Origin of the sequence: Streptomyces sp. NPDC096311, assembly GCF_044763085.1 — a bacterium.
Taxonomy (GTDB): Bacteria; Actinomycetota; Actinomycetes; order Streptomycetales; family Streptomycetaceae; genus Streptomyces.
Genome location: NZ_JBIWFN010000029.1, coordinates 1 through 23,570, shown reverse-complemented (window position 1 = coordinate 23,570; position 23,570 = coordinate 1). Strand labels below are relative to the sequence as shown.

Genomic DNA, 23,570 nt, shown 5'->3' with positions numbered 1-23,570 from the left:
GAAGAACCGACATGTACCGACGTCAGGATCCGGCAGCGGACACATGGCGAGCCAACTCGGTGGCCAGGCGTTGCATGACCGTGCGGTTGGCGCGTCGTATCCTGGCCCGGACGACGGGTGTCAGCAGACGGTCGGCGAGCGGGACGCGCGACCAGGCGTACGTGAACGTCACGTGACTCCCGCCGGTCTGCAGCGGTTCGATGGTGTAGGTGCCCTGGGCCAGGCGTCGGCCGGCCGCGCTGATGTTCCGTTCGACGATGCGTCGCGGCGGGTCGGCCTCGACGACCTCGATGGTGACGTCGGTCTTCATGCCGCCCAGCGCCGCGGTGACCGTGGCGCACGATCCGATGCCCTGGCCGGGGCCGCTGTAGCGCCATCCGGTCAGGTAGTGGTTGGTGAATCGCTCATGGTGAGCCATGACATCGAGGAAGTCGTAGACCTGCTCGGGCGTCTGCGGTACGTCGATCGACACGCTGACAGACTTCATGTACCACACGGTACACAGGGCATGTACCAATTGGTACACTCGTGACGTGACGAATACGGACGGCCCACATCCTGAGGGCGGGGCAGCGCCCGGCACGGACGCGGGTCGGCGCGCTGAATTGGTGAACGCGGCCGTCGATTACGTCGCGGCACACGGCATCGCGGACCTGAGCCTGCGTGGCCTGGGCGCCGCGATCGGCGTCAGTCACCGCATGCTGATCCACTATTTCGGCTCCAAGGAACACCTGTTCGTCGAGATCGTCCGGACGTCGGAGCAGCGCCAGCGTGATGTGCTGTCCCGGCTCCGCCTGGAACCCGGTCTCTCGCCCGCGGATGCTGCGCGGCTCCTCTGGCAGCAGCTGACGGACCCTCGACTGGCCGGTCAGGAGCGGCTCTTCTTCGAGATCTACGGGCACGCGCTGCGGGGCCGCCTCGAGGCTGCCCCGCTCCTCGAAGGGCTCGTGAACGACTGGCTGGAGCCGCTCGTGGCCGCCGAGGTCGCCTCAGGGGTGGACCCTGCCGTGGCCCGGAACCGCGCCAGGCTGGGACTCGCCACCGTCCGCGGTCTGCTGCTCGACCTGCTCGCCACTGGTGACCGCGATGGCGTCAACGCGGCGATGGAGGACTTCCTCCAGCTGTACTACGGCTCGAAGTGACGGAGCCGCCGCTCAGGCCGGGCGGCAGGGCTGGTCACGCATCCTCAGCCGGGTGGGGCGGTGAGCCCGCCAGTGGCGAGGCGTCTTCGTACCGGACCTCGTAGACACGCTCGGCGAACTTCCAACCGTCGCCGGTGCGCTGGTAACGGTCATGGTAGATGGCGTAGTTCAGCCCTCCGCGGCCGTCGCGGCCACGCCCGACTTCTGACATATACGCGCGGCCCGACGCGGTGTCGCCGTCAAGCTGGATCACGCCCGGGTGCGTATTCTGCACAAGAAAGTCCACGACATCCGGCACCCGCCTGCCCCAGGCGCGGATCGGCTCCTGCCCTTCGAGTTCAACGGGGATGTTGGGCATACGCCATACGCCGTCCGGTGTGAACAGCAAAGCGATGCGGTCGTAGTCGCGCATCATCACCGCGTCGGTGAACTCACCGCGCAGCGCCTCGATCTCGACGCGATCCGCGATGGCCTGAAAGTCACTCATCGGTTTCCTCCTCATCGCTTTGAACTCGGTGCACGATGTTCGTCTCAGCAGTACGACGACAAGGCCCTCCGGAATGTGACACGTCCCCGCTCAGAGCGCACCGCAATGAGGATCCGCCGACACGAATGGCACGAACGGCACGAACAGCACGAACGGCACGACACGCGTCGGCTGGTCCAGAGCCAGGCTTCGGCGACCGCGCTCGGCATGTGCCTGCTCGCATGATGCATACCGAGGCGCGGGAGCGAAGAAGTTGGCGGGCGGCAGCGGGGCGCCCAGGCCGGAGTCCCGTGCAGGGAGCGGTCCCGTGCAGGGAACGGGAGTAGAGACGCAGCATCGGTTGTGGCTGGTTGGTCTGGACTGGGCCATCTCGCGGCGCATGCTCATCAGCGCCGTGCTGGCCGTGTCGTACCGGAGTCTGATCCCCGCTCTGGGCATCGGCATGGGCAACGCGGGCTGCTTTGCCGGGGGACTTCGGGCATGGGTCAGACTCTCGTCATGAGTACCAAGCGACGCCGACTCGGCACGGGCCCGACCGCCAGCAGCAGCACCCCGTCCGTGGAGGAGTCCCCACGGCTTCTGCCCGTCGAACGAGTTGACCTCGGGGGACTCCTGAACGCTCCCGAGCAGAGCGATCCGGAGCTGACGCGGTCGCGCCGTCGGCCCCTTCGCCCTCCTGCGGTGGGGGACTGACCGGCAGCCGCCTCGGACTCCTTGATCCACGCCTACGAGTTGAGGCGCCGATGGGAATACGTGGTGGGCGAGCAGCACCCGCCCGTCCGGGGTGCTCACGGCGTACGCCGGGGCTGCGCTGCTGGTGTGCTTGAGCAGCCCACCATCTCGGCCATGGCCCTCTCGCCCGCAGGTCGGCGGCCCGCACCTCGTGTACCAGCCCTGGAAGCCATGAACAGGCGCAGGCCGCCGGGACACGGGCGCGTCGGCTGCCGCCGGTGCGGTGCCTGACGCATCCGTACGGCCGCGATGCGAGGTGGCAGGCCTGGGGCTGAGCATTTGTTCTTGAAGCCAGAACGACCGTGCTCTGGGGAGGAGTTCCGGCGCAGGGGCCAACGCGCGGAGGAGCACTGTTGGCAAGAATCAGCCGCGCGTGCGCCCGCACACTGACCGAGTTGGCTTCCGTCCCATCCCTGCGGGGGGTTTAGCCAAGGGAGCGGATCAGGCGCTTCCGCAACCGCATAGCCTACTTTCCGTAGTCGCTTGGCTACTTTGAGTGGAAGGAAGTTTGGGATGCGTCCCAAGTCTGCGGGCCGGCTGGCGGTCCTTGCCTCAACAGTCCTGGTGCTGGTCGGCGGGGTGAGCGTCGGCGCGGCACAGGCTCAGGTGCCCGGTGGGCCCATCACGTACTCGATCGTGTTCTCCAACCCCCGGGAGAGCGACGACAACGACCTGCCCGAGCCCTACGGTGAAGTCGTGGTGAGGGCCCCGTGGGGCCAGCAGACCGCCTTGTGGGAACACCCGGACCGGGACATCAACACCCCCACCCTGCCCCGCTATCCGCTGTTCGGCGGTGCCGAACACCGGTTCGTCCCGCACCCCGTCACCGAGGTGTGCGCCTTCGTGGGCGAGGACGACACCGGCATCAACGACGACGACGTCCTCGCCGACGGCTGCGTGCCCTACACGGGCCCCGGCGAATACACCATCAGCGCCGAAGGCGGATCCGTGACCGTCACCGTGTACAACTTCGGCTGACGTTCCAGCACACCGATGCTCTGGTGCCCCGGGGAGACGTGTCTACCCCGGGGCACCAGGCCAGTCGGGGGACGAATCCGGCCGACGGCGGTGAGGTCGTGCGCCTGACTCGGGGCGGCAGGGTCACGAAGCCCGGCTCGCTCTTTGGCCTGCTCACGGTCGTGACCGCTGGAAGTGGACGCGCACGGCCGAAGCCATCGGCCCCCGGTTTGGCAGTCCGCCCTGGTCGGCCCAATAGAGGGGACAGCGCACCCTGACCATCTCGCCGACCACGCGAGACCGAAGAACACCTCTTGCTTCGCTATCGCGTGGGAGAAGGTGTCGGCGCAGGGCCACTCCTTGGTGCATCTGCGGATCGCCCACTGCGCCGCGCAGGTACGCGAGAGCCTGCACGCGCTCGACCGCGTCCTCGGGGAGGGTGCAGGGCCGTCGGCTCAGCCTCTGTGCGGGCGCCTGGGATCTGCACCCGCCCTGCCGCGTAACGGTGCGTGCGGCCGTTACGGCATGCAGGACCGTTTCGGTGCGCTCCACGACCTCGCGCACCCGCTGCTGAAGGGCTGTGGGATGCCGCCATGTTCATCTCCCAGGTGATATCCGACAGGTGATCACCGTTAACGCTTACGAGGGTTTACCGGTCATTGGGGGTCGGGACGGGCGGCGCCGACAGTCGGCGGGCGGCAAACACGGACTCCAGTGCGGCCCTGCGCCGTCGGGACGGCCACCCAGTCGTGTCCGTCTCGGACAGCCGCAACGGATCGAACGCGACGAAGTGGGCTGGCCACTCCGCCGCCCGGGCCGCCCCGGCACCGCGCCGGGCAAACCGGTTCTGCAACCGCTCGAACGCGAGGCGGCCCGCGGCGTCCCATACGACCAACTCACCGTTTATGTGAGCTACCAGGGCTGTCTCATGCCAGGCCGTCTACTGCTGCTGCAGTAGGAACCGGTGCGGTTGCAGTAGAGACGAAGTACCCGCAGGAGCAGGAAGACCGGGCCGGTGCCGTCGGGCGAGGCTTGGCAGGTTCGTTCCGGCATTGATCTGGGGTGTTTCTGCTGATGGCAGCTTTGTTGTACCGGCTGGGCCGGGGGGCCTTCCACCGCCGGTGGCTCGTGGTGTTGTTGTGGCTGGCGGTGCTGGCGGGAGTGGTGGCCGCGGCGAGCCGGGCTCCGGCGGCGCCGCCCGACGACGACACCATCCCCGGGACCGAGTTGCAGCAGGCGAACGACCTGCTGGCGCGGGACTTCCACGCCAATCCTGACGGAGCGAGCGCGCAGTTGGTGTTCGTGGCTCCGGACGGGCGCAAGGTCACGGCCTCGGCGTACGAGAAGGCGATCGGTGAGGCCGTGGAGGTGGCGGCCGGCTCCTCGCAGGTGGTCGGCGCGAGCGATCCGTTCGAGGAGCACACGGTGAGCGCCGACGGCTCCACGGCTCTGGCGACGGTCAACTACAAGTCCGTCGCGGACGACCTCACCACAGGGACGAAGAACGCGCTGCAGGATGCCGCTGAGCGGGGCAGGGCGGCCGGTCTGACGGTGGAGGTCGGCGGCAACGCGCTGCACGCCAGTCCTTCGGACAGCGGCGTGGCGGTGAGTGTGGCGGTGGCCGCGCTCGTGCTGGTGCTGACGTTCGGGTCGCTGGTGGCGGCCGGGCTTCCGCTGCTGACGGCGGCGGTCGGTGTCGGGCTCAGCCTCGCGTCGATCATGACTCTGGGCAGCGTGCTCGGCCTGTCCGGTTCGACGCAGTCGCTGGGTCTGATGCTGGGGCTCGCGGTGGGTATCGACTATGGCCTGTTCATCGTTTCCCGCTACGGCGAGGAACGGGCCAGGGGCCACGAGCCGCGGGAAGCCGCCGGGCGGGCCGCGGGAACGGCGGGGTCCGCGGTGGTGTTTGCCGGCCTCACCGTGATCATCGCTCTGGCGGGGCTGGCGGTGGTCGGGATTCCGTCGGTGACGAAGATGGGACTGGCTGCCGCCGCCACGGTGGCGGTCGCCGTCGTCGTGGCACTGACCGTTACTCCGGCGCTGCTCGGCTTCTGGCCCCGGGCGGTCCTGCCGCGCGCGGTCCGTCGCCGCACGCCCCGGCCGGTCAGGGCGTCCAGGGCGAATCTGGGCAGCCGGTGGGCCGCATTCGTCATGCGCCGTCCGCTGGCGGTCCTGCTGGTCTCCGTCGTCGGCCTGGGAGTCCTGGCCGTGCCCGCCGCCAGTCTGAAGCTGGGCGAGGCGGGCAACGCGATCCTACCGACGGCGGACACCCAGAGGCGGGCCTACGACGACATCAGCCGCGCGTTCGGGCCCGGATACAACGGGCAACTCACCCTCGTCGTCACCGCCGAGGACGCCGCCGATCCGAAGGCCGCCACAGCCGCGGTCGCGAAGAGGATCAGCGCGCTGCCCGGGGTCGTCTCCGTCTCGCCGCCCCAGTTCGATGCCGAGGGTGACACGGCTGTGATCAGCGCGATCCCGGCTGCCGCGCCGGACTCCCAGCAGACTACCGAGCTGGTCAAAGCGATCCGCGACCATCGCGACGCGATAGCGCGGGAGACCGGCGCCGGTTATCTCGTCACCGGTCTGACCTCGGCCAACATCGACATCGCGCAGAAGGTCAGCGGCGCGCTGCTGCCCTACGTGCTGGCCGTCGTCGGCCTCGCCTTCCTGCTGCTGCTGGTCGTCTTTCGATCCGTGCTGGTTCCGCTGAAGGCTACCCTCGGATTCGTCTTGTCCCTGCTCGCGGGGCTGGGCATGCTCGTCGCCGTCTTCCAGTGGGGGTGGCTCGGCGGTCTGCTCGGGGTCAACGCCACCGGGCCGATCCAGTCGATGATGCCGATCTTCCTCGCCGGCATCTCCTTCGGCCTGGCCATGGACTACGAGGTGTTCCTTGTCTCCCGCATCCGGGAGGCACACACCCGTGGCGAGGACCCCCGCCAGGCCGTCGTCTCCGGCTTCCGGCAGAGCGCCCGCGTCGTGGTCGCCGCAGCTCTGATCATGATCGCCGTCTTCGCCGGGTTCATCAGCAGCAGCGACGCGATGATGAAGATGATCGGCTTCGGCCTGGCCGCGACGGTCCTCCTGGACGCCTTCGTGGTCCGCATGACCATGGTGCCCGCCGTCCTCGCCCTCCTCGGCCCCCGCGCCTGGTGGCTGCCCGCCCGTTGGGAGCGCGTCCTTCCCCACGTCGACATAGAGGGGGAGGCTCTGGCGCGGGACACCGCGGCGCTCGACGTCGCGAGCACACCCACGTCCGTCGAGGACGCGGAAACGCACCCCCTGCGCACCAGTTCATCTCCCCGCGCCTGAACCGGCGGGAGGCCCCGCGAGCCGCCCGAGACACATCTCACCGGCGGATCTCGGGGGCCTTCGGCCCGGATATCGGTAAGCATGGGGACCACATCCTCTCCTGGAGAAACACCGTGGCCCTGACCTGGAAGCTGGAGCGGCACACCGACCGGCACCCGCACATCGCCGACGCCATGATCGCGCTGGCGCTGTTCGGCTGCGCCGTCTTCGGCTCCAAGATCAGTACCGCGGGCACCCCTTACCCCCGCCACGAATGGCCGGCCCAGCTCGTCGCCGGCATCGCCTGCCTCGCGATCCTGGCCTGCCGCCGCGCCCCGCGCACCGTCACCGTCGTGACCGCCAGCTGCGCGATCGCCACCACGGTCCTGGGCTACCTGCTCACGCCGCTGACCCTGGCACCCGCCATGGTCGCCCTGTACTGGCTGGCCGCCCTGACCGAGCAGCGCACCGCACGCCTTTACGGAGGAGTCACCACGGTCGCCGTCATCGTCAGCGGCCTGCTCTACCTTCCCCCCGGGACCTCTCCCGCGCTGGAGATCACCGGCCCGTTCCTCTGGCTGATGCTCCCTCTCGTCATCGGCAGCAGGGTCAGGCTGCGCCGCGCCTACGTCGAATCCGTTCAGGCCCGTGCCGAGCACGCGGAGCACACCCGCGAGGAGGAAGCCCGGCTGCGGGTCGCCGAAGAGCGCATGCGCATCGCCCGCGAACTCCACGACGTCGTCGCCCACCACATGGCCGTCGCCAATGCCCAGGCCGGCACCGCCGCCCACCTCGCCCCGACCCAGCCCGAGCAGGCGCAGCGGATCCTGTCCGACCTGACCCGCACCACGTCCTCCGCCTTGTACGAACTCACCGCCGTGGTCGGACTCCTGCGCCAGGCCGACGACGCGGACGCCGACATGCTGGAACCCGCCCCCGGCCTGGACCAGCTCCCCACCATGATCGCCACCTATCGCGGCGCCGGCCTCGACGTCACCCTCACCACCGAAGGCACCCCCAAGCCCCTGTCCCCGGGCGTGGACCTGACCGCGTACCGGATCATTCAGGAAGCCCTTACCAACATCACCAAACACGCCCCGGGCACCACGGCCCGCGTGGCCCTGGCCCACACGGGCAATCGGATCGTCATCACGATCACCGACAACGGCGCCACCGCGGCCGCCCTCGCCCACAAGCCGGAGACCGGCCCCAATGGCTACGGGATCATCGGTATGCGCGAGCGCGCCCACGCCGTCGGAGGCGACCTACGCGCGGGCCCCCGCCCCGGAGGCGGCTTCCGCGTCACTACAGCCCTGCCGCTGCAGCCCCACACCTTGAACGAACAGGCCCCCTGTTGAGCATCCGCGTCCTCCTCGCCGACGACCAAGCCCTGCTCCGGGGCACCTTCCGCCTGCTCATCGACTCCTGCCCCGACCTCGAAGTCGTCGCCGAAGCCGCCAACGGCGACGAAGCCGTCGCCCTTACCCGCACCCACCACCCCGACGTCGTCGTCATGGACATCCGCATGCCTGGATCAGACGGCCTCACCGCCACCGCCACCATCTGCGCCGACCCCGACCTCGCCAGCACCCGCATCCTCGTCCTCACCACCTTCGAAACCAACGAGCACGTAGCCCGAGCTCTAAGCGCCGGAGCCAGCGGTTTCCTTGGCAAGTACGTCACCACCGACACCCTTCTAGCAGGCATCCGCACCATCGCCGCGGGCGACGCCCTCCTATCCCCGGGCGCCACCCGCGCCCTCATCACCCGCTTCCTCGCCACCACCCAACCAGGCACCGTGCACGTGTCCCCGGAACGTCTGCACAACCTCACAGCCCGCGAACGCGAGATCACCGCCCTCGCCGCCCTCGGCAAGTCCAACCACGACATCGCCGAACAACTCGTCGTCAGCGTCCTCACCGTCCGCAGCCACGTCCAGCACGCCATGACCAAACTCGGCGCCCGCGACCGCGCACAACTCGTCGCCCTCGCTTACCAAAGCGGGCTTGTCCAAGTCATCCACCCTGAAAACCGGTAGGAAGACCAGGCACTTGAGTGCAATGGGGAGTCGTTTCACTGCGTCAGGGAAGACCAATGTCAGCGAAAGCGCGGTCGAGCGCGTCCGTTGATTTCTCCGGGATGGTTGGGCCACAAGGCGACCCGACGCAAGCCCGTGGACAGGCTCGCGGAAGAATGTCAGCGGCTTCACCGTCTCCGCGGCACGCGTTCACTGCCGCCTTCGGAACCACGCGCCGCGTGACCTGGGAGTCCATGAAAGTGGGCTCCGGCCGGCTCAGCCTTGTGTGCCGCGGATCGTGCCGCGGAAGCCGAGGGGGCTTTTGCTGGTGTGCCGGTGGAAGAACTTGCTGAAGTTGGTGGCGCTGGAGAAGCCGAGCTGGGCGGCGATCCGGGCGGCGGACTGGTCGCTGTGGGCGAGCAGCCGTCTGGCCTCCAGCAGGACGCGGCGGTCGATGAACTCCTTGGCGGTGACTCCGTCGGCGGCGAGCGTGGCGCGGGAGAGCGTGCGGGCCGAGTAGCCGAGGGCGTGGGCGTAGTCCTCGACGCGGCGGAGGCGGGTGAAGTCGCGGTCCACCGCGGCACGGAACCGTACATACGGCTCGCCCGGGTCGGTGGCCGGGCTGCCCGGGGCCTGGATGTGGGCGGCGCGCAGGACCAGCGCGCCGAGCAACTGGCGCAGGATGAGCACGTGCGCCTCCAGCGGGACGCGGCCCAGGGCGTGGAACTCGTGCTCCAGGTGGGCGGACGCGATCTCCAGGGCTGCGCGGTCCTCGCCGACCGGTGTGAGGAGCGGCGGTGCGTGCCGTTCGTCCAGGCGGGCCGCGACGACGGTGGCCGGGTCGAGGAAGTCGCGCTCGAAGAGGATCAGGGTGCCCTCGGCGTGCTCGAGGTCGCCCCACTGCTGCACCTGGCCGGGACGCACCCACAGCCAGGCTCCCGGTTCGAGGGTGTAGCCGGTGAAGTCGACCGTGTGCCGCAGCCGGCCTTCGGACAGCGTGATCAGGTGGTGGAAGTCCGGGCGCTGGGGAAGCGAGATCCGCCCCTTGCCGAGCCGGACCGGGGCGCGCTCGCGCAAGACCGCCAGGGAGAGCACCTCCACCCCGGCCGGTGTCCCCACGGGAGCAGCGAAACCGACATCGGGGATGCGCTTTTCTGCTCGCTGTCCAGTTCTGACCATCATCAGTCGCCAGCGTATCCGGGTCGCGCCGGATTGCGCTCCTACGTTTCTGGTGTGGCCGCGGCGCACCACCGCAGCGGCCGCTGACAGACCAGAGCCTAGGAGAGGACGACGTACCCCATGAAGACCCAGCTTGTGAAGCAGGACCACACCGCCGGCCGCGCACGGCTGACCTACGCCTTCGACGCCTACTGTGGCTGGTGCTACGGCTTCGGCCCGGCCCTGCACGACTTCGCCGCCGCCAACGCCGACCGGATCGAGCTGCGGGTGCTGTCCGGCGGCCTGTTCACCGGCTCGCGCGCCCTGCCGCTGGCGGCCTTCCCGCACATCCCCGGCGCCAACGAGCGCATCGCCCAGCTGACCGGAGTCACCTTCGGCTCCGGCTACCGCCGGGCGCTGGCCGAGGGCACCGCCGTGATGGACTCCGCCGACGCCGCCAGGGGCCTGGTCGCGCTGCGCAGCCAGCCGGGCGCGAACGCCCTCGAAGCCGGCGCGGCCATGCAGCGCGCCTGGTACGTCGACGGCCGCAGCCTCTCCGACGTACAGGTCTACCGGGACATCGCCGCCGAGCTGGGCCTGGATCCGGACGCGGTGGCCGCGGCCTACGGCTCGCCTGCCGCGCGCGCCGAGGCGGAGGCCGACCTCCACCAGGTGCGCCGCCTGGGCGTCGACAGCTACCCGACCCTCCTGCTGCACACCGCACACGGCACCGACCGCATGAGCGGCCCCGTCGCCTCGGCCGACGCCCTCACCCGTGCTCTGGACCAGCACCTGGCCGCCACCGCCGCCTGAACCCCTTCCGCACCCCGCCCTCGAGGCGAACACCCACCCCTTTGCGAAGCCCCCCTTTGAAAGGCAGAGCCCATGTCCACCACCACGCTGGCGTACACCGTTCACACCGCCGGTGACACCGGCCTGCACAAGTCGTCCGTCCTGATCACCGGAGAGCGCGAAGCACTGCTGGTCGACGGCCAGTTCACGCTCGCCGAGCAGCACCGGGTCCTGGCCGACATCATCGACAGCGGCAAGGAGCTGACCACCGTCGTCGTCACCACCTCCGACCCGGACTACTACTTCGGCCTGGAAGTGATCCGCCAGGCGTTCCCGGACGCCCGGATCGTCGCCACCGCCACCACCGTGGAGCGGATCAAGGCCAGCTGGGAAGGCAAGCTGCACACCTGGGCGCACCTGGGCAGGAACCTCCCGACCGAGGTGGTCGTCCCGGAGGTGCTGGAGGGGGACCGCGTCAGCATCGAGGGGCACGACTTCGAGCTCCGCGGCGGGCACCCGGACCTGGTATGGCGCACCGAGTACCTGTGGCAGCCCGAGGACCGCGCGGTTGTCGGCGGGGTGCTGCTCTTCGCCGGCCTGCACGTGTGGACCGCCGACACCGCCACCTCACGCGAGCGTGCCGCCTGGGCCGAGACGCTCGCCGAGATGGAGCAGCTCGACCCGCGCTACGTCGTCGCCGGCCACCGCTCCGCCGACTCCGCCACCGACGCCTCGGTGATCGCCGACACCCGCGCCTACCTGGCCGAGTTCGAGCAGGAGCTGGCCGCCGGCGGCAACAGCGCCGAGGCGCTGAAGGCGGCGATGCTCACGCGCCACCCGGACCTGGGCCTGCTGGTGGCCCTGGACCTGGGCACCAAAGTCGCCACCGGCGAGATGACGTGGGGCTGACCGATGCTCACCGGCACCCGTGCCCCCGCCCCGCGGGCACCCGGTACGGTCTCCGGCGGCGGCGTTGTCGTCGCCGGACGGCCCGCTTCCCCAGGCGCCAAGACCGTCCGGGCCGCTGCCGCGGTGGAATTCGCTCTCACCGGCAGTGTGCTGTTCGTCCTGGTCACGGCCGTCCGCTGGGTGATGGCCTCACCGTTCAGCCGGTTCCTGCCTGAAGCGCACCACCAGCTCGCAGCCGTAGCCGTGATCGTCGGGGCGGCGCTCGCGTGGGCACTGTCCTCCCGCTGGGGGCGGTACTCCGGCGGGCACCTCAACCCGGCCGTCACCCTCGCCCTGTGGCTGACCGGCGCGTTCCCCGGCCGGAACGTCCTGCCCTACATCGCCGCCCAGTTGACCGGATCCGTCGTGGGGGCGGGCCTGGCCCGCCTCCTCTGGGGCCCGGTCGTCGCGGACCGCATGGCCTACGCCGCCGTCCAGCCCACGCCCGCCTGGTCGGACGCCGCTCAGTTCACCACCGAGGACGCGGCCACCGCCGCGATCATCACCGTGGCGTTCCTCCTGATGTCCCACCCCGCATGGGCGAAGTGGATCCCGCTCGCTCTGCCGACCGCCACGGCCGCGGTCATCGTCGCCCTCGGCCCGCTCACCGGCGGATCCGCCAACCCTGCCCGCCAGTTCGACCCCGCCCTCTGGGCCGACAAGCCCGCCCACCTGTGGGCCTACCTCCTGGTACCGCTCGCCGGGGCGGCCCTCACCGCCCTGGCTGCCCGGTGCCGTTCCCGCCGCTCTGGGCAGCCCCGGCCCGCGTCGCCGCTTCGAGCAGGATGACGCCCTCGTGTGACCAGGTCACCCCACGCCAGTACCGCCTCGCCATATCCACACCGCAATAAGCATTCAGACATCGCCTGGAGAATCGCATGCCGTCCAATCCGGTGACCTCTTCGACCGCAGCCCAGCCGGGACGACTGGGCAATCCCGCCCTGACCCCTCGAACAGACCCGCGCATCGACCCACGGCTCTTGAAGGCGCTCGCGGACTTCGGGTTCGACGGCCTCCTCGAGGTTCCGGCCGTGACGCGGGCCGACGGGCTCGAGCGTGTCGTCGAGTCGGTCGCCGACTCTCACGCCGCCTTCTGCACCTTCTACGAAGCCCTCCCCAACGATCTGCCCGGCGACGACGACGTCACCGTGACGACCCGGACCACCACGGTGCGCGGCATCGACGGCAACGACATCGGCCTGAAGATCTACCGCCCCGAGTCGGGGGACGAGGTCCTGCCGGGCGTGCTGTACCTCCACGGCGGCGCCATGGCGATCCTCGACACACACAGCAAGGTCCACGACCGCTGGTGCCGCGACATCGCCGCCCAAGGGGCCGTGGTGATCCTCGTCGACTTCCGCAACGCCTACACGTCCGAGGGGCTCAACCCGTTCCCCGCAGGTCTCAACGACTGTTACAGCGCGCTGCTCTGGGCCGACGAGCACCGCGCCGAACTCGGCATCTCCAAGATCGTCCTGCACGGCGAGTCCGGCGGCGCGAACCTGTCGCTCGCGACCACGATCAAAGCCCGACGGGAAGGCCGCCTGGACGCGATCGACGGGGTGTACGTGGCAGTCCCCTACATCAGCGGCGGCTACGCCTGGGACACCGAGCGCAAGCTCAAGGAGCTTCCCTCCCTCGTCGAGAACGACGGCTACTTCATGAACTGCCAGGCCATGGACCTGTTCGGCACGGTCTACGACCCCGACGGCGAACACACGGAGAACCCGCTCTCCTGGCCGTACTTCGTCGACAGCAGCGAACTCGTCGGCATGCCCGCGCACGTCATCGCGGTCGACGAACTGGACCCGTTCCGCGATGAGGGCATCGCCTACTACCGCAAGCTCCTTGCGGCCGGCGTGCCCGCCCACGGACGCGTGAACCTCGGCATCGTCCATGGCGCCGCGAGCATCTTCCGCCAGGCAATCCCGGACGTTTACCACTCGACGATCCGCGACATCCATCGCTTCGCCTCAACGGTCCGGTCCCGGCACGAGCGCCTTACGTCGGCATGAAGAACAAGCACCCGCAAAACCGAACTGCTTGATTGGGAAAGGAAAGAAACCCCATGCCCGACTCCACCCTCCGTCTCATCTGGCCGCAGTGGCAGGGCGCCGGCACCTGGAGCGTCGAGACGTTCGCCCCCGAGTTCCCACTCGACGTCGCCCGCCGCGGCTACGCGCTGGGGGCCAAGGTCCTCGAAGCGGTGCTGCCGCCCCACGACGGCCCCACCGCCACAGTCCCGGTGACGATGAGCGACGAGGGACTGGAGGAACGCGACGGCGTCGAGGCCAAGGCCGTAGTCGTCCGGCAGCTCCACGCCGCCCTCAAGATCATCGAAGAGCAGGCCCCGGCCCGCATCACCACCCTGGGCGGAGAGTGCTCGGTGAGCGTCGCCCCGTTCTCCGAGCTGGCCCGCCGTTACGGCGACGACCTGGCGGTCATCTGGACCGACTCGCACCCCGACATCGGCACCCCCGTCAGCGAGTACAAGGGCTACCACGCGATGGCCCTGGCCACGCTCACCGGTCACGGCGACCCCGACATCCAAGATGTCCTCCCGGCCACGATCTCCCCGGACAAGGTGGCCCTGGTCGGCCTGCACTCGTGGACCGAGGACGACTTCCCCAACGTCGCCGAATGGGGCATCACCAGCTTCAGCCCCGACGACCTGCGCACCAGCACCCAGCCGCTCCTCGACTGGCTGGCGTCCACCGGCTGCTCCCGCGTCGCCATCCACTTCGACGTGGACGCGGTCGACAGCAACGAGGTGGTCCTCGGCCTCGGCATCGAACCCGACGGCCTCACCGGCACCGAGGTCAACCGCATCGTCTCCGATGTCAAGGGCACCTCCGACGTCGTGGGCCTGACCATCGCCGAATACCTCCCCCGCCAACTCATGCACCTGCTGAGCATCATGGACCGCTTCCCGCTGATCCCGTGACATCCGAGGAGCACCGGCATCGATATACATGCCGGGACGAGGACGCGCTCATACCCTCCACTGTCAACGACAGGCGGGGCGCGAGGAGTCGCCTGGGGAGAAGAACTCCCCGCAGGGGATCACCTGGATGGAGGTCGGCGGTACCAAGAAGGACATGCGCTCATGGCTCGGCGACGGGGCCTGCGACTTGCCCCTGAGGTACAACGGCGAACGCCCTGGTGTGTACGCCGTGGCCGTCGCCACGGACCAGGGCGAGGCGGTCATCCGACGCACCGCCGTTACCCAGCCGGAGTAGTGCGCCAAGGGTGTGGCCGGTCGGCGCAGGGCCGCACCCTCCCGTCTTTCGGCCCGCTGCCGCGTAGTTGTCCCGTCACATGGTGGCCGCGGCGGGCCGCTCATCCTGGTGAGGCACGTCCTCGTCCGGGCCGACACCCTTCGCCGGACACCGGGTGTGCGACAGGGCGAAGACGCCGTAGCAGAGCAGGGCAAGGCCCGAGAGCGCGGGCGGGAGCCATGTGCCGCTCCGCGGCGTCTCCGCGAAGAGCCTGACGCCGAGGAAGAAACTGACCGTGGCATCTCCCAGTGTGAGGGCCGGCTGGGACGCGATCAACGGCCCTCCTCGCATCGCGTATCCCAGCAGGAAGACGGAGAGCGACCCGACGGCCGCGAAGCCGTACGTCTGCCAGGCCAGGAAGAACGCGGGCACCCCTTCCTTGGTCGAGGTGTTCTGCCGGTCCGGCCCCCTGTGAAGCGGGGGTCGGCGGCGGATCGGTGCGAGCGCCGGCCGCATGCTGGTGGGCGCGGACGATGGGGGAGTCGACCGAGACGACCCAGTCGATGTCATCCGCGGCGTCGGCCTGGGCTTGGACCTGCTGGAGCAGGGGTGTGGGCACGGCTCCGGCCGTTCCTGCCCATCAGCAACAGGCGTTCTGGCAGGTGGCGGGACCCGCGATAGCCCCGGTCCCGGCATTCTGCTCGAATTGAGTGGTCGGCTTTCAGCACCCCTCCGTTTACGGCAGGGAGCAGTTACCTGATGCGGCAAGCAGCACGCCGACCAGCGATGGTCGCCCACAGACGTACGTTGGCCACAACACCCTGCGTAGTCTCGGTACCTGCCGCTACCCCTCCTCCGATCTCCTCGACCGGTACATGCTCTACGGGACCGACGGGGTGCCGCCGGGCATGCTGGTGATGGCCTCGAAGAGGAGAAGGCCTTGATCCACCAGCTCCTCCCTCGAGATGTCCAGAACCCCGTTGAACCAGCTCAGCAGCATCTCGCTGACCGCACCCACGACGGCCACGGACATGGTGGCTGTGTCGATCCGGGGATCGTGAAGCCCTTCCCTCAGGAGGGAGTCCACGAGGCCGCTCATACGCTGCAGGCCCAGACGTCGTTCGCGCGCCGTGAGGGGACCGGCACCCAGGGATTCCGCGAGTTTGACGCGCCCTTTTCTCGGGTCTTGCAGAGGAAGCCCGACGATGACGTCGATCATGTTTCGAGCCCGGTCGCGCAGCGGCTGGTCTGTGCCGATCGCCTCGGCGCATCGGGTGATCTGTTCCTCGTAGATGTCTCTCATGAGCGCTGCCATGAGGTCGTCGAGGGATGAGAAGCTCTCCGTGAAGTACCTGTCCTTCACTCCGGCGTGGCGGAGTACCGCACTGATCGACGTGTGCGCGTATCCCTGGCTGGAGAAAAGTTCGAGACCGCTTTCCATGAGGCGTCGACGGCGGAGCGAAGTGCGCTGTTCCGCCGTTGCTCCGCCATAGGTCCTCATGATGTGCCACCTCTCCTTGAGGCGTCCTGCTCATGGTGCGTTGCCGCGCACCGGGGCCCGGTCTGCGGACCTCGATGCCCACTGGCATCGCGTGAGGTTGAGAGCCGTCGGTCGGGCCTTCCCTCATCGGGCGGCGACCAAAGTTTTCTGCCCATATTCTACCCATCTGGTGACGCATTACCCCAGATGGGTGTAACGTCGCATTTATTCAGTCGTGAACCGTGAAAGCGCTCCTCGCGAGGCAGGTACCAGCCGCAGGGGGCGTCGCAGATGTGGCCCACCCGCAGGTTCGACGCGCCGGGCTACGGACTAAGGAAGTCACGACCGGTAGCGGCCCGTGTACTGCGCTGAGCGCCCTCGTGCCCGCTGGTCATCCACCTATCGAACACCACGGCGTGCCGTGGTCCCACGGCCATGCCGAGGGGAGAGTTCACCATGAATCCCCACCATCTGTTCATCGGCGGACGCTGGGTACACGCGTCCGGCGATCGCGTCATCAACGCCGTATCCGCGAGTACCGGCGATCAGCTCGGTGCTGTGCCGGACGGTTCCCGGGACGACATCGACCGGGCGGTCAGGGCCGCTCGTGCCGCATTCGACGCACCGACCGGCTGGGCCTCCTGGGGCACCGAACGTCGCGCGTCCGCCATGATCCGTCTCGCAGATGCGCTCGATGCCAGGAAGGGGGCGACGTCCGCCGCCGTCAGCGCACAGAACGGCATGCCGATCACTGTCGCCCGGTCCTTCGAAGGTGTGGTGCCGTCAGCACTGCTGCGCTATTACGCGGGTCTGGCCGACAGCATGCCGTGCGAGGAGATGCGTACCGGACTGCCCCGTGGCACCACTCTGGTCCGCCGGGAGCCCGCAGGCGTCGTAGCCGCCATCATGACCTGGAACTTCCCTCAGACCATCGCCTTCTTCAAGATGGCCCCGGCTCTGGCGGCCGGTTGCGTGCTCGTCCTCAAGCCGGCGCCGGAGACGGTCCTCGACTCGGTGCTGCTGGCGGAGGCGGTCCAGGAAGCGGGCATCCCCGACGGCGTGATCAACATCGTTCCGGGCGGCCGCGACACCGGCGCGTATCTGGTCTCCCATCCTGACATCGACAAGGTGTCGTTCACCGGATCCACCAGAGCGGGGCGTCAAGTGGCTGCCGCATGCGCCGAGTTGCTGCGGCCGGTGACCCTGGAACTGGGAGGCAAGTCCGCCGCCGTCGTTCTCGACGACGCCGACCTCGGCGCGAACCCTGAGCAGTTCTTCATGGCCAGTCTGCTGAACAACGGTCAGACCTGTTACGCGAGTACCAGGATCCTGGCCTCCCGCAGCAGGTATCGGGAAGTGGTCGAGTTCTGTACGGCGATGGCCCGTGACGCCGTCGTGGGTGACTCACTCGACCCCGACACCCAGATCGGCCCGCTCGTCAGCCAGCGCCAGCGCGAACGTGTGCTGGGTTACATCAAGACCGGCCTCAACGAAGGGGCTCGGCTCACCACCGGAGGAGGCCGGCCGCCCGGCCTCGATCGAGGCTGGTTCGTCGAACCCACCGTATTCGCCGACGTCGACAACTCATCGACCATCGCGCAGGAAGAGATCTTCGGCCCGGTCCTCACGATCACCTCCTACGACGGCGAGGACGAGGCAGTGCGCCTGGCGAACGAGTCGGCATACGGCCTCGCCGGCACCGTCTGGACCACGGACTTGGACCACGGTGCCCAGGTGGCCCGCCGTTTCCGGACCGGCACCGTCGGGCTCAACGGCTATCTGCCCGACCTCACCTCCCCCTATGGAGGCAGGAAGGCCAGCGGGCTCGGCAGCGAACTGGGGCCCGAAGGGCTTCATGCATACCAGCAAGTCCAGTCGATCTACCACCCCTGATGCAACTACCACCCCTGATGCGACGGCCGGCATGCGTCGCCCGGCTCGGCCGAGTCCAGGCGACGACCATCCGGCGGGCGAGGGAGCCAGCATGACTTCCACCGGAACCGAAGGATTCGACTACATCATCGTGGGCGCCGGCAGCGCCGGTTGTGTGCTCGGGGACCGCCTGAGCCGCGACGACCGCGTCCGAGTGCTGCTCCTCGAAGCGGGCGGCCCCGATACCGACGAACTCATCCACATCCCAGCCGCGCTCGGAATGCTCTTCGGATCGCATACCGACTGGAGCTATCGGACGGTTGAACAGCCCCAGCCGGGCCGCACCTTCTCCTGGCCCCGGGGCAAGACACTGGGCGGGTCGTCATCCACCAACGTCATGATCTACACCCGGGGCAACCGGCACGACTACGACGGCTGGCGTGACGAGTACGGTGCGAAAGGCTGGGGCTACGACGACGTCCTGCCGTATTTCGTGAAGTCCGAGTCGAACCGCCGCCTTGGCGAGCCCTACCACGGTGCGGACGGACCCCTGCACGTAGAGGACCGCGTCTACACCCATGAACTCTCACGGTCCTGGCTGGACGCCGCCGTGGAATGGGGACTCGACCACAACGACGACTTCGCGGGTGCGTCCCCGGTCGGCGCCGGCCTGTACCAGGTGACATGCCATCACGGGCGACGATGGTCCGCGGCCGACGCCTATCTGCGCCCGGCCCTTGCCCGACCCAACCTCACGGTACGCACCGGCGCCCTGGCAACAAAGATCACACTCGAGGGATCACGCGCGGTCGGCGTCACCTATCTCCGGGACGGACAGGAGCGGGTGGCCCACGCCGACCGGGAGATCCTGCTCTGCGGCGGATCCATCAACTCGCCCCAGTTGCTGCTCCTGTCGGGCATAGGCGATCCCGGCGAGCTGCACGACGTGGGGATAGACGTCCGCGTCCCCCTGCCCGGGGTCGGACACAACCTGCAAGACCATCTGATGACTCCCGTCGCGTGGGAGACCCGGAACGCGACTGACATCATCCGGGACCTGCTCACCCCGGACAACCTCGAACGGTGGCGCGCCCACGGCGACGGGCCCTTCGCCTCCAACTACGGCGAGGTCGGCGCGTTCCTCAACGTCACGGACGGCACCAGCCGTCCTGACGTCCAGTTGGTGGGAGGGGCCACGGCGCTCATTCACAGCGGTGAGGAAGTACCTGACCGGCCGGTGTTCACGATGAACTGCTATCCCATGAACCCGCGGACTCGCGGCACCGTCCGTCTCGCGTCAGCTGATCCGCAGGCCCCACCGTTGATCGATCCCCGGTACTGCGACGTACCCGCGGACATGTCGGTCATGGTCGCCGGACTCAGAGCGGTCATGGGCATCGCCCACCGCGCACCGTTCGCCGCACACCTGGCGCGAGCGTACCTGCCGGCCAGTGACGACCTGGACTGTCTGGACGGCATGGACGACGCGGCTCTCGAAGAGCACGTCCGCAGGTGGAGTGCCACGGCCTATCACCCGGTGGGCACCTGCGCCATGGGAACCGGTGACGACTCCGTCGTCAATTCGGACCTGGAGGTCTACGGAGTCGAGCGACTCCGTGTCGTCGACGCCTCCATCATGCCGACTGTCATCAGCGGAAACACCAACGCACCCACCATCATGATCGCCGAAAAGGCGGCCGAGCGGATCGGGTAGCAGCGTCGCCGTCAAAGTGGCGAACCACACCGGGTGGCCGGAGCCCAAGCATCTGATCAAGGGCCTCCAGCGGACGGTGTATCAGGCCAAGGCATCCGGACCGCCGTCCATCGTCGTGACCGGCGCCTGCCGGGGAGAGAACGCTGATCTCTACGTGGCGGTCGAGGCCGCCGCGAGCCAAGGGCTGCTCGTTGTTGTTCCTGACCGTGGCGGTGACGGTGGCGAGAACATGGACGCGCTCGAGTCCTCGCCGCCCGCAGGCGCCTCCAGCGCGTTCACCGTCGCAGCCTCCACCCTCACGTACGAGCGCGCCCACGTCGTCATGCGCATAAGGCTCCGTCTCTCGCCGCAGCCTGCTCGGGTGGGGCTGTGCCCCCGGATGCAGAGGCCGATCGGGGCCCATGTGCGATTTCACCCACCACGGATAATCCCGCCTTGACCGAGCCGCCCCCGAATTCCCGACGGCGCCGACGAGTGCATCAGAGGTGGCTTCCTACGCCGGTGCGGGCGTGCAGCAGCGGTGCCGGCCCGGGCTCTGCTGCAGCGGTTCAAGTGCTCTCCAACGCCGCTGATTGGCGACGGCAGGGGGGCCACTACCAGTTCAACGTCCAGGCAAGCGGCCCCGGTCAGGGCCTGCGCCCCTCGTGGGACCGGATGCCGTCGAGGACGAAGAGGGACACTCGCGGTGGAAGCTCCGACTCAGGTGTTCCACTGGTGGGTCGTCAGGAACACCACCCGGCCCGTGCGAGAAACGACTGCCATCCGATGCCATCCGACGGGGACGACGTCCTGCCCCCGAAACAGTTCCCAACGCCCCGAGGCACCTGTGAGCCAGGACCTGTCCGGCGGATCTTGCCGGACAGGCCCGTGGTCCCGAGGAGGGCTCAGCGCTTGAGCGTGAAGGTGAAGTCGCCGGAGAGCTTGCCGCTCAGCCGGACTGCCGAAACGAGCTTCCCCTCGGTGATCAGTCGCTCGACCTCGGCCCGCGAAAGACCGCACCCTTCAGTGATCAGCAGCACCGGTCGGACAGGGATCCGCGCCGCAAAGCGGACCGAGACGTCGATCACCTCGCGGTCCAGGTGATCCGATCCGCCGGTGTCGAGGCGCCAGGCGTTGTCCCAGTCGAGGGCGATGCGATTACGGCGCCGCACGACCGGATCCTGGAGCAACTCGGCTGCCAGACCAGGGTCGTTGTCGTGCAGCCGGTCCAGCAGCTCAGGTCGTACGGAGCGCACATTCACCCGCTCCAGGACCGTGAGCTTCGCCGTTTCCCCGCAACCGGTACAGAGTACGAGGAGCCAGGCGTCGAGGAGCTTGTGGTGTGCGTTGACGCGAAATTTACCGTTTGCCTGGAATCGCTCGGACGTGCACGTGTGGCAACGGCGGAGAACGAGGGGCAGGCGGGTGGGCATGACAACCCAGTTTTCGAGCACAGAAGTACACCGGTTTCAGTGAGAAGTCCGCAGCAAAATGCAGCGCGGCGCAACAAGCGCGACGCGCGACGAATCAGCACTCGGGAGGTCTCACACGGTGTACAACGGGACGTCCTTGCCTAGGCGACTTGGTTCGACAGCACGGTAATGGCGCACAGGGGGCTGCTCCACTGGTTTTCGAGCGCCTCACCACCAGGTGGCCAGCTGCGCGAGGCGCTGTTGAGTTGAACCTCGTCTGCCTCAAATCGTGGCCGTACGAGTGGTGGGACGCGCCGTGCCCGGAAAGGGGCCACCCACACCGTCCAGGCCGACAACGGCGACCGGTGCTCGGTGTGGACGGTCACGCGATGACCGCGCGCCTCGAGATCACCGACAGGCAAGTCCTGCTCGGTATCCACCGACCTGAGCCGCTGATCAGTTGTGTCGTCGGCGCCTCGGCCCGAGGTGGGAAGGCGCCTCGATCGGGTTCGGTTTCGTCGCACCCATCCCCGTGCTGTACGCCTTGCTGTACGGTCGGAACATGTCGAAGTCAGTGACAATCCGAGTCCCCGAAGAGCTCCACGCACAGCTGCAGGAGCGGGCCGAGGCCGAGGGCACCACGGTCACCGCGCTCATCACCGAGGCCGCGCACAACGCGGTCCGCGATCCCCGCCTGGACAGGGCCGCCGACGTCTTCCGTGCGTTCGTCGCGGACAACGCGGCCGCGTTCGACGCGGCGTTTCCCGACGATGCTCCTGCCCGGCTGGACGCCTCTGGACGGACTGCTGCCTGACCATGGAGCTTCATATCGACATCCGCTGGCTGCTGGAGCGCCAGTCGGAAGTGCTGCCCAAGAACCCCTCGGTCCACGACTTCTCCAACCTCGTGGCCGCAGTCGCGCGCCACCGGGTCAACACCCCCCAGGTCGGCGTCGTCGTCGACAACGCCTGGCGGGCGGCGGCCCTGATGCATGCGATCATCCGGCTGCGCCCCCTCCCGGCCCGCAATGCCTTGTACGGTGCCGCGATCGTCACGGCGTACATGGGCGCCGCGGGCGAGGCTGTGGACCCGCCGTACGGTGCGCTGATCGACCTCGCCCGCGACATAGACGCCGGCCGCGCCGACGGGTACGACGCAGCCGACCGCATCCGCTCCTGGCGGATCTGAACTCACCCCATATGCAGCGCCTGGTGCAGCGCGGTGTCCTGCATGGTGCGGTTCTCGGTGTCGGAGAGTGACGGCACTCGGGGCCGTCGGCCGGCAGGCACAAGGGCGCTGCACCCGGCCAGGCAGTGCCGCCGGGGAGGACCACGACTACGGTCCGTACGACCAGTAGGCGAGCAGCATGAGCCAAGGGCGGTCGTCCCCTCGGGGGTGACGGCCCTTTGTGTTGTTCGGGTGTCCTTTCGAGTGATCACCCCGTTTCCCTGGCGGGTCCGATCAGCGCCCGCCCTCGGGTGTGCCACGTTGAGGCCCAGCCCAGCCGGACCGAGGGGAGCGGAGGACTGACGCCATGACGTCTGCGATCACCCGAAGCCTTGCCGTGACAGCGATGATCGCCGCGCTGGCTACGACAACGGGGTGCAAGGACGAGGGCGGGCAGCCGAAACCTCAGCCGACGGGGACCACCGCGACAGATTCCGTACAGAGCACTGCGTCCGACGGGGGCCGCGAGCTGGGCAGAGTCGACGTCGACGACGGCTCGGACGAAGGACGTACAGTGCCGGCGATCCACGTCCCGACCGCGAACGTGGGCGACCCGGCCGGCGGCAGGGTGGACTTCGTCAACACCGGCCATGTGCCGACGACGTTGCGGCACTTCGCCGCCACCGCCGATACCGGTAAGATCTCGATCACCGAGAACGGCTGCGAGAACGTCGAGCTGCAGCCCGGCGAGAATTGCCAGGTCGCGCTCTCGCACACCGCTGAGAAGTCGGGATGGTTCAGTGGGACTCTGACGGCCGTGACCTCCCAAGGAAGGACGCTCACCGTGCCCCTCTCCGGGGAGGCGGTGGGAGCGTCCAAGTCGACGACGGCCACGACCGAGGAGCCGACCAGCGAGCCCGCCTCGCCCACTGCCACCGGCACGGAGTCGACGCCGACTCCCGACGTCACGGACACACCGACACCAACACCAACACCAACACCAACACCAACGCCGACACCAACGCCGACACCAACCGGGAGCGGAGTCTCCTGACGCGTCGGGCGCTTTGCCGGGCGTTGGCCGGTGACGCACGGCCTGGGCGACACCCCTAGTAGGACTCCGTTAGGTCTTTCTGTCGGCCGTGTTCAGCGGCATGCTGAGTGTGTGGACGCACATGAAGTGAACCGTGCTCGGGCGCAGTTG

General features: G+C 68.7%; 24 protein-coding genes. 17 read left to right on the top strand and 7 right to left on the bottom strand.

Going from position 1 to position 23,570, the window contains the following annotated elements; all coding sequences use genetic code 11:
• Window positions 1-22: 22 nt before the first annotated feature.
• A complete protein-coding gene (locus ACIRA5_RS46845; protein ID WP_403702697.1) occupies window positions 23-487 on the bottom strand; it encodes an SRPBCC family protein in 465 nt (154 codons plus the stop codon).
• 46 nt (window positions 488-533) lie between these two features.
• On the opposite strand from ACIRA5_RS46845, the gene ACIRA5_RS46840 reads away from it, so the two are divergent.
• Window positions 534-1,142, top strand: a complete 609-nt coding sequence (locus ACIRA5_RS46840) for a TetR/AcrR family transcriptional regulator (protein WP_403702694.1) — start codon at window positions 534-536, stop codon at window positions 1,140-1,142.
• A 34-nt stretch (window positions 1,143-1,176) separates the two neighbouring features.
• On the opposite strand, the gene ACIRA5_RS46835 is transcribed toward ACIRA5_RS46840, so the two are convergent.
• On the bottom strand, window positions 1,177-1,629 hold the full coding sequence (locus ACIRA5_RS46835; protein ID WP_403702691.1) for a nuclear transport factor 2 family protein: 453 nt from the start codon (window positions 1,627-1,629) through the stop codon (window positions 1,177-1,179).
• Window positions 1,630-2,874: 1,245 nt separating this feature from the next.
• Between ACIRA5_RS46835 and ACIRA5_RS46830 the strand changes: the two genes are divergently transcribed.
• Entirely contained in the window at window positions 2,875-3,339 is a 465-nt protein-coding gene (locus ACIRA5_RS46830) for a hypothetical protein (RefSeq protein WP_403702688.1), read from the top strand.
• Window positions 3,340-3,967: 628 nt separating this feature from the next.
• Here ACIRA5_RS46830 and ACIRA5_RS46825 read toward each other — a convergent pair.
• Complete coding sequence (locus ACIRA5_RS46825; protein WP_403702685.1) at window positions 3,968-4,213, bottom strand: hypothetical protein; 246 nt, start codon at window positions 4,211-4,213, stop codon at window positions 3,968-3,970.
• A gap of 179 nt (window positions 4,214-4,392) precedes the next feature.
• Between ACIRA5_RS46825 and ACIRA5_RS46820 the strand changes: the two genes are divergently transcribed.
• The 3 genes from ACIRA5_RS46820 (at window position 4,393) to ACIRA5_RS46810 (ending at window position 8,647) form a co-directional block, all read left to right on the top strand.
• A complete protein-coding gene (locus ACIRA5_RS46820) occupies window positions 4,393-6,630 on the top strand; it encodes an MMPL family transporter (RefSeq protein ID WP_403702682.1) in 2,238 nt (745 codons plus the stop codon).
• Window positions 6,631-6,743: 113 nt separating this feature from the next.
• Window positions 6,744-7,967 (top strand): sensor histidine kinase, encoded by a 1,224-nt coding sequence (locus ACIRA5_RS46815; RefSeq protein ID WP_403702679.1) that lies wholly within the window; start codon window positions 6,744-6,746, stop codon window positions 7,965-7,967.
• Window positions 7,964-8,647, top strand: a complete 684-nt coding sequence (locus tag ACIRA5_RS46810) for a response regulator (RefSeq protein WP_403702676.1) — start codon at window positions 7,964-7,966, stop codon at window positions 8,645-8,647. The genes ACIRA5_RS46815 and ACIRA5_RS46810 overlap by 4 nt, the downstream gene beginning before the upstream one ends.
• A gap of 255 nt (window positions 8,648-8,902) precedes the next feature.
• On the opposite strand, the gene ACIRA5_RS46805 is transcribed toward ACIRA5_RS46810, so the two are convergent.
• Entirely contained in the window at window positions 8,903-9,808 is a 906-nt protein-coding gene (locus ACIRA5_RS46805; RefSeq protein WP_403702673.1) for a helix-turn-helix domain-containing protein, read from the bottom strand.
• Window positions 9,809-9,925: 117 nt separating this feature from the next.
• On the opposite strand from ACIRA5_RS46805, the gene ACIRA5_RS46800 reads away from it, so the two are divergent.
• From ACIRA5_RS46800 to ACIRA5_RS46775, 6 genes are all read left to right on the top strand, one after another.
• Window positions 9,926-10,597, top strand: a complete 672-nt coding sequence (locus tag ACIRA5_RS46800) for a DsbA family protein (protein WP_403702671.1) — start codon at window positions 9,926-9,928, stop codon at window positions 10,595-10,597.
• A gap of 72 nt (window positions 10,598-10,669) precedes the next feature.
• Window positions 10,670-11,485: an MBL fold metallo-hydrolase gene (locus ACIRA5_RS46795; RefSeq protein ID WP_403702668.1), complete on the top strand. Its 816-nt coding sequence runs from the start codon at window positions 10,670-10,672 to the stop codon at window positions 11,483-11,485.
• A 3-nt stretch (window positions 11,486-11,488) separates the two neighbouring features.
• Window positions 11,489-12,313, top strand: a complete 825-nt coding sequence (locus ACIRA5_RS46790; protein WP_403702666.1) for an aquaporin — start codon at window positions 11,489-11,491, stop codon at window positions 12,311-12,313.
• Between the two features lie 89 nt (window positions 12,314-12,402).
• Window positions 12,403-13,539 carry an alpha/beta hydrolase fold domain-containing protein gene (locus tag ACIRA5_RS46785; RefSeq protein ID WP_403702664.1) on the top strand — a complete coding sequence of 379 codons (1,137 nt, stop codon included), beginning with the start codon at window positions 12,403-12,405 and terminating at the stop codon, window positions 13,537-13,539.
• A 53-nt stretch (window positions 13,540-13,592) separates the two neighbouring features.
• On the top strand, window positions 13,593-14,468 hold the full coding sequence (locus tag ACIRA5_RS46780) for an arginase family protein (RefSeq protein ID WP_403702661.1): 876 nt from the start codon (window positions 13,593-13,595) through the stop codon (window positions 14,466-14,468).
• Between the two features lie 127 nt (window positions 14,469-14,595).
• Window positions 14,596-14,763, top strand: a complete 168-nt coding sequence (locus tag ACIRA5_RS46775; protein ID WP_403702658.1) for a hypothetical protein — start codon at window positions 14,596-14,598, stop codon at window positions 14,761-14,763.
• 75 nt (window positions 14,764-14,838) lie between these two features.
• Here ACIRA5_RS46775 and ACIRA5_RS46770 read toward each other — a convergent pair whose 3' ends face one another.
• Window positions 14,839-15,174, bottom strand: a complete 336-nt coding sequence (locus ACIRA5_RS46770) for a hypothetical protein (RefSeq protein WP_403702655.1) — start codon at window positions 15,172-15,174, stop codon at window positions 14,839-14,841.
• 448 nt (window positions 15,175-15,622) lie between these two features.
• Window positions 15,623-16,243, bottom strand: a complete 621-nt coding sequence (locus tag ACIRA5_RS46765; protein ID WP_403702652.1) for a TetR/AcrR family transcriptional regulator — start codon at window positions 16,241-16,243, stop codon at window positions 15,623-15,625.
• 435 nt (window positions 16,244-16,678) lie between these two features.
• Between ACIRA5_RS46765 and ACIRA5_RS46760 the strand changes: the two genes are divergently transcribed.
• The 3 genes from ACIRA5_RS46760 to ACIRA5_RS46750 all read left to right on the top strand — a co-directional run bounded on the left by ACIRA5_RS46760 (window position 16,679) and on the right by ACIRA5_RS46750 (window position 20,247).
• Window positions 16,679-18,115 carry an aldehyde dehydrogenase gene (locus ACIRA5_RS46760; protein ID WP_403702649.1) on the top strand — a complete coding sequence of 479 codons (1,437 nt, stop codon included), beginning with the start codon at window positions 16,679-16,681 and terminating at the stop codon, window positions 18,113-18,115.
• A gap of 91 nt (window positions 18,116-18,206) precedes the next feature.
• Window positions 18,207-19,808, top strand: coding sequence for a GMC family oxidoreductase (locus ACIRA5_RS46755; RefSeq protein ID WP_403702646.1), 1,602 nt, complete (start codon window positions 18,207-18,209; stop codon window positions 19,806-19,808).
• 16 nt (window positions 19,809-19,824) lie between these two features.
• Window positions 19,825-20,247 carry a hypothetical protein gene (locus tag ACIRA5_RS46750; RefSeq protein ID WP_403702643.1) on the top strand — a complete coding sequence of 141 codons (423 nt, stop codon included), beginning with the start codon at window positions 19,825-19,827 and terminating at the stop codon, window positions 20,245-20,247.
• A gap of 445 nt (window positions 20,248-20,692) precedes the next feature.
• Here the strand turns inward: ACIRA5_RS46750 and ACIRA5_RS46745 are convergent, their stop codons facing one another.
• Window positions 20,693-21,241 carry a DUF1062 domain-containing protein gene (locus tag ACIRA5_RS46745; protein WP_403702641.1) on the bottom strand — a complete coding sequence of 183 codons (549 nt, stop codon included), beginning with the start codon at window positions 21,239-21,241 and terminating at the stop codon, window positions 20,693-20,695.
• Between the two features lie 520 nt (window positions 21,242-21,761).
• Between ACIRA5_RS46745 and ACIRA5_RS46740 the strand changes: the two genes are divergently transcribed.
• The 3 genes from ACIRA5_RS46740 (at window position 21,762) to ACIRA5_RS46730 (ending at window position 23,420) form a co-directional block, all read left to right on the top strand.
• Complete coding sequence (locus ACIRA5_RS46740; protein WP_403702638.1) at window positions 21,762-22,013, top strand: YlcI/YnfO family protein; 252 nt, start codon at window positions 21,762-21,764, stop codon at window positions 22,011-22,013.
• A 2-nt stretch (window positions 22,014-22,015) separates the two neighbouring features.
• A complete protein-coding gene (locus ACIRA5_RS46735) occupies window positions 22,016-22,387 on the top strand; it encodes a toxin Doc (RefSeq protein ID WP_403702635.1) in 372 nt (123 codons plus the stop codon).
• A 346-nt stretch (window positions 22,388-22,733) separates the two neighbouring features.
• On the top strand, window positions 22,734-23,420 hold the full coding sequence (locus ACIRA5_RS46730) for a hypothetical protein (RefSeq protein ID WP_403702632.1): 687 nt from the start codon (window positions 22,734-22,736) through the stop codon (window positions 23,418-23,420).
• Window positions 23,421-23,570 lie beyond the last annotated feature (150 nt).

Excerpts from the sequence above, each read along its gene's own strand:
- ACIRA5_RS46730 (WP_403702632.1), top strand. The coding sequence starts at position 22,734 with ATGACGTCTGCGATCACCCGAAGCCTTGCCGTGACAGCGATGATCGCC.
- ACIRA5_RS46800 (WP_403702671.1), top strand. The coding sequence starts at position 9,926 with ATGAAGACCCAGCTTGTGAAGCAGGACCACACCGCCGGCCGCGCACGG.
- ACIRA5_RS46820 (WP_403702682.1), top strand. The coding sequence starts at position 4,393 with ATGGCAGCTTTGTTGTACCGGCTGGGCCGGGGGGCCTTCCACCGCCGG.
- ACIRA5_RS46755 (WP_403702646.1), top strand. The coding sequence starts at position 18,207 with ATGACTTCCACCGGAACCGAAGGATTCGACTACATCATCGTGGGCGCC.
- ACIRA5_RS46760 (WP_403702649.1), top strand. The coding sequence starts at position 16,679 with ATGAATCCCCACCATCTGTTCATCGGCGGACGCTGGGTACACGCGTCC.
- ACIRA5_RS46795 (WP_403702668.1), top strand. The coding sequence starts at position 10,670 with ATGTCCACCACCACGCTGGCGTACACCGTTCACACCGCCGGTGACACC.
- ACIRA5_RS46775 (WP_403702658.1), top strand. The coding sequence starts at position 14,596 with ATGGAGGTCGGCGGTACCAAGAAGGACATGCGCTCATGGCTCGGCGAC.
- ACIRA5_RS46780 (WP_403702661.1), top strand. The coding sequence starts at position 13,593 with ATGCCCGACTCCACCCTCCGTCTCATCTGGCCGCAGTGGCAGGGCGCC.
- ACIRA5_RS46845 (WP_403702697.1), bottom strand. The coding sequence starts at position 487 with ATGAAGTCTGTCAGCGTGTCGATCGACGTACCGCAGACGCCCGAGCAG.
- ACIRA5_RS46835 (WP_403702691.1), bottom strand. The coding sequence starts at position 1,629 with ATGAGTGACTTTCAGGCCATCGCGGATCGCGTCGAGATCGAGGCGCTG.
- ACIRA5_RS46765 (WP_403702652.1), bottom strand. The coding sequence starts at position 16,243 with ATGAGGACCTATGGCGGAGCAACGGCGGAACAGCGCACTTCGCTCCGC.
- ACIRA5_RS46735 (WP_403702635.1), top strand. The coding sequence starts at position 22,016 with ATGGAGCTTCATATCGACATCCGCTGGCTGCTGGAGCGCCAGTCGGAA.
- ACIRA5_RS46785 (WP_403702664.1), top strand. The coding sequence starts at position 12,403 with ATGCCGTCCAATCCGGTGACCTCTTCGACCGCAGCCCAGCCGGGACGA.
- ACIRA5_RS46740 (WP_403702638.1), top strand. The coding sequence starts at position 21,762 with ATGTCGAAGTCAGTGACAATCCGAGTCCCCGAAGAGCTCCACGCACAG.
- ACIRA5_RS46790 (WP_403702666.1), top strand. The coding sequence starts at position 11,489 with ATGCTCACCGGCACCCGTGCCCCCGCCCCGCGGGCACCCGGTACGGTC.
- ACIRA5_RS46805 (WP_403702673.1), bottom strand. The coding sequence starts at position 9,808 with ATGATGGTCAGAACTGGACAGCGAGCAGAAAAGCGCATCCCCGATGTC.
- ACIRA5_RS46830 (WP_403702688.1), top strand. The coding sequence starts at position 2,875 with ATGCGTCCCAAGTCTGCGGGCCGGCTGGCGGTCCTTGCCTCAACAGTC.